A 12188-nucleotide genomic window follows, 5' to 3' on the forward strand; every position below is an offset into this window, starting at 1 on the left:
CTCGCGCCCGGCCATGAGTAGGCTCGACGGTGTGAGCACCGCATTGATCATCGTGGACGTGCAGAACGACTTCTGCGAGGGCGGCAGCCTCCCCGTGTCGGGCGGCGCCGAGGTCGCGGCCGCGATCAGCGCGTACGTGGCCACGCACCCCTACGACCACGTGGTGGCCACCCGCGACTACCACGTCGACCCCGGCTCGCACTTCGCCGCCGAGCCCGACTTCGTCACCACCTGGCCGGCACACTGCGTCGCGGGCACGCGCGGCGCCGACTTCCACCCGGCCTTCGACACCTCGAAGGTGGAGGAGGTCTTCAGCAAGGGCGCCCACGCGGCGGCCTACAGCGGCTTCGAGGGCTCCTCTTCCGAGGGCGTCCCGCTGGCGGACTGGCTGGCGGGGCGGGGCGTCCAGACGGTCGACGTCGTCGGCATCGCCACCGACCACTGCGTCAGGGCCACGGCCATGGACGCGGTGGAGCAGGGTCTCGCCGTACGCGTGCTGCTCGACCTCACGGCCGGAGTGGCCAGGCAGACGACGGACACGGCCCTGGCGCAGCTCCGCGACGCCGGGGCCACCCTCGAGGGCGACCCGACCGTCCGCTGAGAGCACGTCCCGCGAGGTTAGACACCTCGCCACGCCCGGGTGATGTGATGGTCAAGGCGATGAGAACTGCCCGCTCCTGAACTACTACGGAGAGCCTGGAAGCTCATCCGACGTGTAGAGGACGCCCATGCTCGCCTTCGCTCTCGGCCTCGCCTGGCTCGTGCTGTCGCCTTTGTGCCTGTGGATCCTGGTGCGCGGCCGTAACCCGGCCCGTCTCGGCGCGGCGCTCACGCTGGTGGCGATGGAGGCGGCAACGGTGCTGATCAGCCAGGAGCGGGAGTCGCTCGTGGTGGTCGCCCACGACGCCCCCGCCGCCGCTCGTCGGCCGGCCGCCCCGGACTGCGCCGAGCGCGCTCCCGTGCCGCAGGCGGCCCGTCTGGGCAGGCGCCACGAACAGTTGAGGCTCTACTGGACGGCGGCGCCTGACGAGTGCGGCACCGCCGAGGTCCTCCTGCGCCGCAGGGGACGCGAGCTGAGGGTCTGGATAACCGAGGGCACCCCGCAGACCCACCCCGTCCCCGCGACCCGCACTAGCCCCGTTGACGCCCCTCAGACAGGCCACGCCACCCCGCCCCAAGCCCAGCTTCAGGACGCGTCCCGTGCCCAGGCTGACAACGCGTCCCGTGCCCAGCGTGAGGACGCGTCCCGTGCCCAGGCTGGAAGCGCGTCGTCGATCCGACGCGAAGGCGTCAGGACGGTTCCCGTCCACGTCGAGTACGGCACGGCCTCGCTGGCGCTCCCCCTCCACCACCTGCCCAGGCACACCCGCTACGTGACGGTGGACGGCCGCTCAGGTCGCCGCATCCCCCTGCAACGCTGACTCTCTGACCAGCCCCGCCGAACCGGACCGTCCGAACCGTTGAACCACCGAACCAGGCGTGACGGCGAGCGCCGGAGTCCCGCTGGAGCACGCGTGAAGGACGGACGGCCACCGGTGACCCCGGTGGCCGCCACCACGCTGTGCCGTACAGAGGGGCCCAGGAGAGCCCCACCACACAGAGAAGCCGCGCCTTGAAGGGCGCGCCGTGGAGACAAGCAGCCCGCACGACACGCCGCGCCGTACAGGAAGGGGGGTGCGGCCCGGTGCTGGGAGGAGCTCAGCGGGATCGCTGGGTGGCCCACTGGCGGATCTTGTCGATGCGCTCCTGGACCTGCTCCCCCGTCGCCTGGGCGATCGGAGGCCCGCCGCACGCGCGGCGCAGCTCCGAGTGGATCACCCCGTGTGGCTGCCCCGTGCGGTGGTTCCACGCGCCCACCAGCCCGTTGAGCTCCTTGCGCAGCTCGGCCAGTTGCTCGTGGGGCGACATGACCGGCTCCACGGGCTTCGGCGCGCGCCGCTTGGCCGCCTGCTGGTCGGCCTGGCGCTTGCGCAGCAGGGAGGCCACCTGGTCGGGCTCGAGCAGCCCTGGCAGGCCGAGGAAGTCCTCCTCCTCGGCGGAGCCGACCTCGGCCCCTGTGCCGAACTCGCCGCCGTCGAACAGCACCCTGTCGAAGGTGGCGTTCGTCTCCATGGTCTCGAACGGCAGCTCGTCACCGAGGACGTCGGGGTTGTCCTGGCGCCTGTTGGCGTTCTCGAGCAGGCTGTCGTCGAGGCCGTCCTCGGGCGGGCGCTTGTTGAGGACGTGGTCGCGCTCGAGCTCCATCTCGTTGGCCAGCCCCATGAGGGTCGGCACCGACGGCAGGAAGACCGAGGCCATCTCGCCCCGCTTGCGTGCGCGCACGAAGCGCCCGACCGCCTGGGCGAAGAAGAGCGGCGTGGAGGTGGAGGTGGCGTAGACGCCCACGCACAGGCGCGGGATGTCGACGCCCTCCGACACCATGCGGACGGCTACCAGCCACCGGTCCTGCGAGGCGGAGAACTGCTTGATCTTCTTGGACGCGCCGGGATCGTCGGAGAGCACGACCGTGGCGCCCTCGCCGGTGATGTTGCGCAGATGGCGGGCGTAGGCGCGGGCCGCCTCGTGGTCGGTGGCGATGACCAGGCCGCCCGCGTCGGGCACGCCGCGCCGCACCTCGGTGAGGCGGCGGTCGGCGGCCTGCATGACCTGGCGGATCCAGTCGCCCTTGGGGTCGAGCGCGGCGCGCCAGGCCTGGGAGAGCTGGTCCTTGGTGAGCGGGGTGCCGAGCGTGGCGGCGATCTCGTCGCCCGCTCTCGTGCGCCACTTCATCTCGCCGGAGTAGGCCAGAAAGATGACGGGGCGCACGACGCCGTCGGCCAGGGCGGGGCCGTAGCCGTAGGAGTAGTCGGAGACGCTGCGTTTGAAGCCCTCGGCGTCCTCGGCGTACTCGACGAAGGGGATGGGGCTGTCGTCGGATCGGAAGGGCGTGCCGGTGAGGTGCAGGCGGCGGGTGGCGGGCTCGAAGGCCTCGCGGATGCCGTCGCCCCACGACTTGGCGTCGCCCGCGTGGTGGACCTCGTCGAAGATGACCAGCGTCTTGCGCGCCTCGGTACGCGCCCGATGCAGCGCGGGGTGCATGGCGACCTGGGCGTAGGTGACCGCCACGCCGAGGTAGTCGCGCGAGGTGCTGCCCTGGCTGTTCTTGAACTCGGGGTCGATCGCCATGCCGACCTTGCCCGCCGCGTCGGCCCACTGGCGCTTGAGGTGCTCGGTGGGCGTGACGATGGTGATCGCCCTGATCACGCCCTGGGTGAGCAGCTCGCTGGCGATGCGCAGCGCGTAGGTGGTCTTTCCCGCACCGGGCGTCGCGACGGTCATGAAGTCGCGAGGCTCGCTCCTGAAGTAGAGGTCGAAGGCCTCCTGCTGCCAGGCGCGCAGTTTGGGCGCGGTGCCCCAGGCAGCGCGGTCGGGATAGGAGGGCGACAGGTGGGATGCCGCGAACGTACTCACGCCATCACCTCTGGGACTCGTGTGCTTCGCTCTCTCACAGTGACCCAAGGGTAATCGGGGACACCGACAAGACGTGCCGTGCTAAGCGGATCCTGGCCAAGCTCACCTCTGCGTGCTATTGGGCTTATCGCACGCTCGTCATGACCGCGTCGAGCGCCTGCCTGCTGGTGGTTTCGTCGGGTTGGAGCAGCCCGACGACGACGACCGTCCTGCCGGGTTTCGTGAGAAGCATCACTCGAAGATACGCCGGGCGGTTCACCACGTCCTTGTACTCAGCGCGCAGCGAACGCGTGTGCCCGCCGTACGTGCCGATCGTGATGGGCCTGTCCTCGACGACGCTCACCCTGTCGCCGTGGAGCAGCAGCCTGGAGTAGAGCTCGGCCGCCTGCGCCGTGGCCTTGGCCGCGTCGGAGGGCGCGCCGCTGGGCCTGGCCATGACCAGGGTGTCGAGGCCGTGCCGGGCGGCCGAGGTGAAGCCCGTGACGGGAGGAACGGGGTCCTGCCGCCACCCTTCGGGCAGCGAGATCTCCACGGCGGCCGTGGCGTCGATCAGCATCGCCGTCCTGGCCTGCTCGGGTACGGCCAGCCGCAGCACGACCGTGGCGAGCCCGGCGACCAGCCCGCCCGCCACGATCATGGCGAGCAGCGCCCCCGCCCTGCGCGACCACCGGCGCGGCCTCCTGGGCGCGGCCGGCGCGCCGTACAGCCTGGCCGAGGGGGGCAGCGAGTCGGGCGGCGAGTCGGGCAGGGAACGCTCCGCCGTCCGCCTGAGCTCCGGGTTCCACGGAGGGTCCGAGTCGTGCGAACCCGGCGGCCAGACCCGTCGATCGTCCTCCATCTGGCCGTCTTATCACTCATGCGGACGGCCATCAGGGGATTCGTGATCGCTGGGGCGAGAGGGGGAAATGAGTTCAGGTTCTGACCCTGGAGGCGATCACCACGGCGGCGAGCGAGACGGCGCCCATCAGCAGCGCGATCACGACGAAGCCGGTGGAGATCTGGGCGGGCGCGTGGCCGATGAGGTTGATCAGCGCGCCGCCGACGCCGATGGCGAGGGCGGAGCCGAGGGTGTCCATGACCTGCATCGCGGCGGAGTTCTTGCCCTGCTCGGCCTCGGGCGACTGCCTCAACATGGTCACGCCGACCGTGGTGACGGAGATGCCCATGCCGAGCCCGCCGACGATCCACGCGGGCACCGCGATCCAGCCGCTGACGAGGGGCAGCGCGGTGAGCATCGTGCCGAGCACGCCGACCAGCACGGCCGCGGCGCCGATCCTCAGCAGCTTCTCGGCGGGATAGCCGCTCCTGCTCTGCAGGTAGGCGCCCGCGGACCAGCCCAGCGCGCCGGTGGTGAGTGCGATGCCCGCCTCGGCGGTGCCGAACTGCTTGACCTGCGTGAGCATCAGCGGGATGAAGGAGTTGACGCCGAAGAACGCGGCGGAGTACATGCCGCGCATCATGATCGTGGTGGGCAGGCCCCTGGCGAACCTGAGCGCCCCCTTGGGCAGCAGCCTGGGCAGGCCCAGGACGAGCAGCGCCAGGCCGCCCACGGTGGCGAGGGAGCCCTCGACGGGCGAGGTGTGCACGCGGTCCACCCCGAACAGCAGCAGGGCCGCTCCGCCCGCCGTGGCGGCCGCGGCCATGACGCGGGGCAGAGCCCTCGCGCCCGGCTCGGGGGTGCCCCGCGAGCTCTGCCTGAGCGCGGGCAGCAGCATGAGCAGGGCGGGCACGATGAGCGGGCAGATGCCGTAGAAGACCCACCGCCAGCCGACGGTGTCGGCCACGAGGCCCGCGACGGCGGGGCCGACCATGGCGGGGACCACCCAGGCGGCGGAGATGGCAGCGAAGATCCTGCCTCTGGCCTCGGGGGCGTAGACCCTGGCGATCATGACGTAGATGGCCACGATGGTGGAGCCGCCGCCCAGGCCCTGCACGACCCTGGCCAGGACGAACAGCTCCTTGTTGAGCGCCGCGCCCGCCAGCGCCATGCCGATGACGAACAGCGTGATGCCGGCGATGAACGGCAGCCCGTAGCCCTTCCTGTCCGACCACAACCCCGCCACGACGTTGGCGAACAGTCCGCCGATGAGGAAGGCGGAGAAGCTCATGCCGTACAGGTTGAGCGCGTCGAGTTCTTCGGAGATGGCGGGCATGACGACGCCGACGGACATGCCCTCGAAGGCGACGAGAGTGACGCACAGGAGGATGCCGAGGCTCGCGGCGCGGTACTCAGGACCGAAGATGCGAGGGGTTGCGTATGGAGTGTCGAGTGCCTTCGGTGCTGTCACTCGAACATCCTAGTTGGACGGGGTCGGCTAGACCTGTGCGCGGTAGGCCGACCACATCTCGTGCATGCGGTCGACCTGCCCCTGCGTGAACTCCGACATGCAGCGATCATGGGTGTAGTCCATGTAGTTGTGGATCGGGTCGGCCCCCGGCGCGGTGCACGTGTCCTTGCTCTCGGGACATCCCACGGTGGGGGTGGCCTGGGGCGGGGTGTCCTCGACGCCGTCGCCCGGAGCCTCGCAGCCGTTCTCGAAGGTGTGGAACAGGCCCAGCCAGTGACCGATCTCGTGCACGCTGGTGAAGCCGCGGTCGAAGTCGGCCAGTGAGCCGGCGGGCAGGCTGCGCCAGTCGATGACGACACCGTCGAGGTGCGGGGCGGTCGAGTACCAGAAGGGATAGGTCGAGTACCCCAGCACGAGCTCGGCCAGCTGGCCGATGTACAGGTTGAGAGTGCCGGGGCCGCCCCGCCGCAGCTCGGTCTTCATCTCCGTCTCGTGGGCCAGCGGGTTGGCGAACCACTCGGCCTTGGCGGTCACCGTGACGCCTTCGAGACGGAAGCGCACGTGGGTGTCGACCCCGCCGTAGGTGCCCGCGTAGGCGGCGTTGAGGGTCGCCACCTGGGCCGTGACCGCCTCGTCAGGAGCCCTGCGGGCGCCGTCGGTCAGGACGTGGACCCACAGAGGGACGGCGATGGGCGCGGTGAGAGCGGCGGAGGTGCTTTCGCGCGAGGCGAGATCGGCGAGCATGGCCGCCACGGGGACGGGCTCAGGGCGTGCGTCGCCCCTGCCGTTTCTCGAGGCCGGCGAGCAGCCTCCCGCGGCCGTGGCGGGCGCGCTCGCCGCGGCCAAGGGCCAGGCGGCGAGCAGGCACACCAGAGCAGCGGCGGTCGTACGCCGGGCCATGCGATCCCCCGATGCGGCATGAGCTGGTCAATATCGCGACCTTAGCTGCGCCTCGGGGGATTTCACGTGATCAACACTCACTGCTTGCCGTCGTCACCGTCGCCGCCCTGGGGCAGCCCTTCGTAGATCTCCTTGCACTCCGGGCAGACCGGGTACTTCTTCGGATCGCGGCTGGGCACCCAGATCTTGCCGCACAGGGCGCGGATCGGCGTGCCGGTCACCATGCTCTCGGTGATCTTGTGCTTGTCGGCATAGTGGGCGAACCGTTCGTGGTCGCCGTCGCCGTGCGAGAGCCGCGGGGTTGTTTCCTGCTCTGGAAGGATCTTCGTGCTCACGCCATCGAGTGTATGCGGCCGACGCCTCCGCTCCACACAGAGAGACGGCTCCCGCCTTGGTCGGACGGGAGCCGTGGAAGGTGATGCCGAAGATCAGCCGACGTGGATGGGAGCACCCTCGGTCGGCGTGGCGCCACGCTTGACGAACAGCGCCAGCAGCGCGGTGAGGATGGCCACGCCCGTGCTCACCAGGAAGGCCAGGTGCATGCCGTCCATGAAGGAGTTGTGCACGGCGTTGGTGATCACCTGGGCCGCCTGCGCGGTCAGGCCCTGGGTGGGCGCGACGCCGAAGGCCGCGGCCTGTTCGAGCTGGCTCATCTGGGCGGGCGGGATGGCCTGCGCGGCGGGGCCGAGGTAGCCGGGCAGCCTGCTGGCGATCTCACCGGCCATGACCGCGCCCAGGATGGCCGTGCCCAGCGCGCCGCCGATCTGCATGGCCGACTGCTGAACACCACCCGCGACACCGGCGTACTGCGGTTCGACGTTGCCCACGATGATCTCGGTGGCGCCGACGAAGACCGGCGACAGACCGAAGGCGAGGACCAGGAACGGGATCCCGCTGTCGACGAACGAGGCCTCGATGCCCAGCCTGGACATGAGGAACATGGCCAGCGCCGTGATCACCAGGCCCGCGGCCATGGTGATCTTCGGGCCCAGCCTGCCGATCGCGATGCCGGCGAGTGGCGAGGCGATGATCATGCCGGCGCTCATCGGCAGCATGCGCACGCCCGCCTCGAGCGGGGTCAGGCCGTGCACGCCCTGGAAGAAGAAGCCGAGGAAGAACATCGCGCCGAACATCGCGAACGCGACCATCATCATCAGCACCGTGCCGATGGCGACCGAGGGGTTCTTGAAGATCGACAGCGGCACCAGGGGCTGCCTGGCCTTGGTCTGCCAGAAGACGAACAGGGCGGTCAGCACGGCGAAGGCGGCAAGGAAGCCCACCGTCTTGGTGTCGCCCCAGCCCCACTCGGGAGCCTTGATGATCGACCAGACCAGCGAGAACATCGCGCCCGACAGCAGCACCACGCCCAGCCAGTCGACCTTGGACAGCAGCTGCGTCTTGCTCTCGTTGATGATCAGCACGCCCATGATCAGGGCGATGATGCCCACGGGGACGTTGATGAAGAACACCGACTGCCAGCTGACGTTCTCCACCAGGAGGCCGCCGACGATCGGGCCCGCCGCGCTGGACAGACCGATGATGCCGCCCCACGCGCCCATCGCCTGGTTCAGCTTCGGGCCGGGGAAGGCGTTGCGCAGCAGCGCCAGGGCGGCGGGCTGAAGCAGCGCGCCGAACAGGCCCTGGAGCACACGCAGGATGATCAACTGGGTGATCGAGGTGGTGAAGCCGATCGCCAACGAGGTGAGCGTGAAGCCCGCGACGCCGATCAGGAAGATCCGCTTGTGGCCGAACAGGTCGCCGAGCTTGCCCGCGGTGATCAGGAAGACCGCGAGGGCCAGCAGGTAACCGCTCGTCACCCACTGCAGGTCGGACAGGGTCGCCTTGAGCTCCGCGCCGATGACGGGGTTGGCGATGCCCACCACCGTGCCGTCGAGCATCACCATGATGACGCCCAGCGAGACCGCCAGCAGCGTCAGCCATGGGCTGCCCTTCGCCCCCCCTTCTGGATCTGACGGCATCTTCGCCGTCATGGTCCCGGCTTCAGCCATGGAAGTCCCCCCTAATGCACACGAATCGGTAGTGCAGGCAATTTATGGCACAGCATGACAAATGACAAATAGGTTTTATTTGACACTGCCTGACATGTGGCACACTGTGACCGGGAGGTGTCCATGGGTCTACGGGAGCGTAAAAAAGAGAAGACGCGGCTGGCGATCCTCGACGCGGCGCTCGACCTGTTCCTCGAACAAGGATACGAGACGACCACCGTGGAGCAGATCGCGGGGTCCGTCGAGATCTCGGCCCGCACGTTCTTCCGCTACTTCACCAGCAAGGAGCATGTGGTCCTGTGGTTCCACGACCACAGCGAGGAGGTCGTCACCGAGGCGCTCCAGCGCAGGCCGGAGGACGAACCGCCCTTCCAGTCGCTCCTGCACGCGCTGCGCGTGATGCTGAGCGAGTTCAACGACGCGACACCTGAGGAGACCGAAAGATTCCTCAAGATGCAACGTCTCATCGAGAACAACCCCGCGCTGGCGGGCAAGAGCGTGGCCCGCGGCGTCGAGACCGAACGGCGCATGGCCGTCGAGGTCGCCAGACGGCAGGGCCTCGACCCCGCCGTCCACCAGCTGCCCCACCTGGTCGTCGCCTACGCCATGGCCACGGTCAGGGTCGGCTTCGAGTGCCCGAGGCCGAAGGTGACCGGCATGGGCGAGATGTTCGAGCGCGTGGACGCCGCGCTCGGGCTCGCCGAGCGCAGCTTCCGCCCCGGCTGGGACCAGGCGGGCTAGCCAAAAGCCCTCGAAGACCCTTCGGATACACGGCCTAGTTCATCGTCGGGTCGTCGGGGTGCGTGGCCACGAAGGCCAGCTCCCCACGCTGGCGGCGCAGCACCGAGCGCCACAGCCGTCCGGGATCGGCGTCGAAGGTGTCGCCGACCTCCGAGTCGACGACGTACCACGCCCCCTCGGCGATCTCGCTCTCCAGCTGGCCCGACGTCCAGCCCGCGTAGCCGGCGAAGATCCGCATCTGGGCGATCTCGCCTGCCAGGATCTCCGGCGGCGCGTCGAGATCGACCGTGCCGAGCCTGGAGACCGCGGGCGTGCCCGCGTGCAGGCGACGCCAGCCCAGCGGCTCCTCCCCGCTCGGCACCGCGGCCAGCGCCAGCGCGCTGTCGGTCTGCACAGGACCGCCCTCGAACAACACGGCAGGACCGCTCACCAGCGTGTCCCATACCGGCAGCACCTGCGTGACGGCGATCTCGCTGGGCCGGTTCAGCACGACACCGAGAGTGCCGCCGTCGGCGTCGTGTTCGAGGATCAGCACCACACTCCGCCGGAAGTTGGGATCGTCGAGCAGTGGCGTCGCCACCAACAACCCGCCGACGTAGATCGCCTCCGCCATGCCTCCATCATGACCGGTCCTGAGCCGATCCCGCGCCCCCGAGTGACGGATGTTACCGAGCGCACACATATGGGCACTGTACGTAGCAAAGATCACAATCTTGGAAGTGCTCGGGAGGACCAATGACCACCCGGAGACGCCTCGCCCTCTCCCTGCTGTTGATGCCGACAGGGGCGATGCTCCTCTTTCCGATGGCCGCCTCCGCGGATGACCGAAGAGACAGCGACCCGTTCACCATGACCGTCCGCGAGCAGAACTGCGCCACGAACATGGTGCCGGTGCTGCTCCAGAGCAACAGCGACTACGCCGCGGGCTTCACCGTGAAGAGGGACGACCACCTGGTCGAGCGGGGCACGGTGAAGGCGCGCAGGAGCACCACCGTCTACGTCCCCGTCCGCAGGGGAAGCTCGGCCAGCATCGAGGTCGACTACGTCGGCAACGCGCACGACGACAAGCTGGTCGACCGCCAGCGGGTCTACAACGACTGCACGAGCCGCTCAGGCGACTGGGGGCACGGCAGGTGGCAGAACTGGGGCGACCGCGACCACGGCCTGCCCTACACCGGGCCTCCCGCCGACCTGATGGGCAAGCTGGCGACAGGGGCGGCGCTCGTTCTGATGGGCGGCATCGTGTGGTGGTACGGCTCCATCTGGCCGCGTCAGACCCCCGACGGCGCCTTCTCCCCCACGCGGACGGCCGGCGGGCGCCACCCCGGCGTCAAGGACTGAAACGCGGGGGGCGGCACCGGTCAGGCCTCGGTGAAGCCGCGCGCCCTGCCGCCCGCCGACTCCCTGACGGCCGCCGCGACGGCGGTGGACACGTCGGGGTGGAAGACGCTGGGGACGATGTAGTTGGGGCCGAGCTCCTCAGGGGTGACCACGGCGGCCAGCGCGCCCGCCGCCGCCAGGAGCATCTGCTCGGTGACCTCCGTGGCCTGGGCGTCGAGCAGGCCACGGAAGACGCCGGGGAAGGCCAGCACGTTGTTGATCTGGTTGGGGTAGTCGGAGCGGCCGGTGGCCACCACGGCGGCGTGCTCGCGGGCGTCGTCCGGCGAGACCTCGGGCTCGGGGTTGGCCAGGGCGAACACCACGGCGTTCGAGGCCATGGTGGCGATGTCGTCGCCGGTCAGGATGCCGGGAGCCGAGACGCCGACGAAGACGTCCGCGCCCTTGACCGCGCCGCGCAGGTCGCCGGAGTAGCCCTCGGCGTTGGTGTGCTCGGCGATCCAGCGCAGGGAGTCGTCGAGGTCGTCGCGGCCCAGGTGGACGGCGCCGAGGTAGTCGCAGACGACCACGTTGCGGGCGCCGGCGGCCAGCAGCAGGCGCAGGACGGCGGTGCCGGCCGCGCCCGCGCCCGCCATCGCGATGCGGACGTCCTCGATGCGCTTGTCGACCACGCGCAGGGCGTTGGTCAGGGCCGCGAGCACGCAGATCGCGGTGCCGTGCTGGTCGTCGTGGAAGACGGGGATGTCGAGCAGGTCTCTGAGCCTGGCCTCGACCTCGAAGCAGCGCGGCGCGGAGATGTCCTCCAGGTTGATGCCGCCGAAGCCGGGCGCGATGGCGCGGACGATGGAGACGATCTCGTCGACGTCCTGGGTGTCGAGGCAGATGGGCCACGCGTCGATGCCGGCGAAGCGCTTGAACAGCGCCGCCTTGCCCTCCATGACCGGCAGCGCGGCGGCGGGACCGATGTTGCCGAGGCCGAGGACGGCCGAGCCGTCGGTGACCACGGCGACGCTGTTGCGCTTGATGGTGAGGCGGCGGGCGTCCTCGGGGTTGCGGGCGATGGCCATGGAGACGCGGGCGACGCCGGGGGTGTAGGCCATCGACAGCTCGTCGCGGTTGCGCAGCGGCACCTTCGACTGCATCTCGATCTTGCCGCCGAGGTGCATGAGGAAGGTGCGGTCGGAGACCTTGTGGATGACGACGCCCTCGACCGCCTCGAGCTGGTCGACGATCTGCTGGGCGTGGTCGGTGTCCCTGGCGGCGCAGGTGACGTCGATGCGGAGCTTCTCGTGCCCCGCGTTGGTGACGTCGAGTGCGGTGACCACGCCACCTGCCGACTCGACCGCGTGGGTCAGCTGGCTGACGGCCTTGCCGCCGGCGGGGACCTCGAGTCGCACGGTGATGGAGTAAGACACGCTCGGGACGGTGGCCACGTCAATCGCTCCTTTGCGCCTGACCAAGG

General features: G+C 69.9%; 12 protein-coding genes. 4 read left to right on the forward strand and 8 right to left on the reverse strand.

Annotated elements, in window-relative coordinates:
- The first annotated feature begins 31 nt into the window (after positions 1-31).
- Both ABFX50_RS35535 and ABFX50_RS35540 read left to right on the forward strand, forming a co-directional pair.
- Positions 32-601 (forward strand): nicotinamidase, encoded by a 570-nt coding sequence (locus tag ABFX50_RS35535; protein ID WP_312895597.1) that lies wholly within the window; start codon positions 32-34, stop codon positions 599-601.
- A gap of 127 nt (positions 602-728) precedes the next feature.
- Positions 729-1421: a hypothetical protein gene (locus ABFX50_RS35540; protein ID WP_346152711.1), complete on the forward strand. Its 693-nt coding sequence runs from the start codon at positions 729-731 to the stop codon at positions 1419-1421.
- Between the two features lie 277 nt (positions 1422-1698).
- Here ABFX50_RS35540 and ABFX50_RS35545 read toward each other — a convergent pair whose 3' ends face one another.
- The 6 genes from ABFX50_RS35545 to ABFX50_RS35570 form a co-directional block, all read right to left on the reverse strand.
- Positions 1699-3450 (reverse strand): DEAD/DEAH box helicase, encoded by a 1752-nt coding sequence (locus ABFX50_RS35545; RefSeq protein WP_183648975.1) that lies wholly within the window; start codon positions 3448-3450, stop codon positions 1699-1701.
- A 124-nt stretch (positions 3451-3574) separates the two neighbouring features.
- On the reverse strand, positions 3575-4288 hold the full coding sequence (locus ABFX50_RS35550; protein WP_346152714.1) for a hypothetical protein: 714 nt from the start codon (positions 4286-4288) through the stop codon (positions 3575-3577).
- Between the two features lie 73 nt (positions 4289-4361).
- Positions 4362-5738 (reverse strand): MFS transporter, encoded by a 1377-nt coding sequence (locus ABFX50_RS35555; RefSeq protein WP_344839544.1) that lies wholly within the window; start codon positions 5736-5738, stop codon positions 4362-4364.
- 27 nt (positions 5739-5765) lie between these two features.
- On the reverse strand, positions 5766-6638 hold the full coding sequence (locus ABFX50_RS35560; RefSeq protein WP_346152716.1) for a zinc metalloprotease: 873 nt from the start codon (positions 6636-6638) through the stop codon (positions 5766-5768).
- A gap of 77 nt (positions 6639-6715) precedes the next feature.
- Positions 6716-6973: a DUF3039 domain-containing protein gene (locus tag ABFX50_RS35565; RefSeq protein WP_183648981.1), complete on the reverse strand. Its 258-nt coding sequence runs from the start codon at positions 6971-6973 to the stop codon at positions 6716-6718.
- 93 nt (positions 6974-7066) lie between these two features.
- Positions 7067-8647, reverse strand: a complete 1581-nt coding sequence (locus tag ABFX50_RS35570; RefSeq protein ID WP_346152719.1) for a DHA2 family efflux MFS transporter permease subunit — start codon at positions 8645-8647, stop codon at positions 7067-7069.
- Positions 8648-8770: 123 nt separating this feature from the next.
- Between ABFX50_RS35570 and ABFX50_RS35575 the strand changes: the two genes are divergently transcribed.
- Positions 8771-9388: a TetR family transcriptional regulator gene (locus ABFX50_RS35575; RefSeq protein ID WP_346152721.1), complete on the forward strand. Its 618-nt coding sequence runs from the start codon at positions 8771-8773 to the stop codon at positions 9386-9388.
- A 34-nt stretch (positions 9389-9422) separates the two neighbouring features.
- Here the strand turns inward: ABFX50_RS35575 and ABFX50_RS35580 are convergent, their stop codons facing one another.
- Positions 9423-10001 carry a YqgE/AlgH family protein gene (locus ABFX50_RS35580; RefSeq protein ID WP_346125703.1) on the reverse strand — a complete coding sequence of 193 codons (579 nt, stop codon included), beginning with the start codon at positions 9999-10001 and terminating at the stop codon, positions 9423-9425.
- Between the two features lie 122 nt (positions 10002-10123).
- Here ABFX50_RS35580 and ABFX50_RS35585 point away from each other — a divergent pair, with 122 nt between their 5' ends.
- On the forward strand, positions 10124-10729 hold the full coding sequence (locus ABFX50_RS35585; protein WP_346152723.1) for a hypothetical protein: 606 nt from the start codon (positions 10124-10126) through the stop codon (positions 10727-10729).
- 20 nt (positions 10730-10749) lie between these two features.
- Here the strand turns inward: ABFX50_RS35585 and ABFX50_RS35590 are convergent, their stop codons facing one another.
- A complete protein-coding gene (locus ABFX50_RS35590) occupies positions 10750-12159 on the reverse strand; it encodes an NAD-dependent malic enzyme (RefSeq protein ID WP_183648994.1) in 1410 nt (469 codons plus the stop codon).
- Positions 12160-12188: the final 29 nt, after the last annotated feature.

The sequence above is a fragment of the Nonomuraea recticatena genome (assembly GCF_039533245.1).
Classification (GTDB): domain Bacteria; phylum Actinomycetota; class Actinomycetes; order Streptosporangiales; family Streptosporangiaceae; genus Nonomuraea; species Nonomuraea roseola.

Coding starts and splice junctions, on each gene's coding strand:
- ABFX50_RS35540 (WP_346152711.1), top strand. CDS start 729: ATGCTCGCCTTCGCTCTCGGCCTCGCCTGGCTCGTGCTGTCGCCTTTG.
- ABFX50_RS35550 (WP_346152714.1), bottom strand. CDS start 4,288: ATGGAGGACGATCGACGGGTCTGGCCGCCGGGTTCGCACGACTCGGAC.
- ABFX50_RS35560 (WP_346152716.1), bottom strand. CDS start 6,638: ATGGCCCGGCGTACGACCGCCGCTGCTCTGGTGTGCCTGCTCGCCGCC.
- ABFX50_RS35570 (WP_346152719.1), bottom strand. CDS start 8,647: ATGGCTGAAGCCGGGACCATGACGGCGAAGATGCCGTCAGATCCAGAA.
- ABFX50_RS35575 (WP_346152721.1), top strand. CDS start 8,771: ATGGGTCTACGGGAGCGTAAAAAAGAGAAGACGCGGCTGGCGATCCTC.
- ABFX50_RS35580 (WP_346125703.1), bottom strand. CDS start 10,001: ATGGCGGAGGCGATCTACGTCGGCGGGTTGTTGGTGGCGACGCCACTG.
- ABFX50_RS35585 (WP_346152723.1), top strand. CDS start 10,124: ATGACCACCCGGAGACGCCTCGCCCTCTCCCTGCTGTTGATGCCGACA.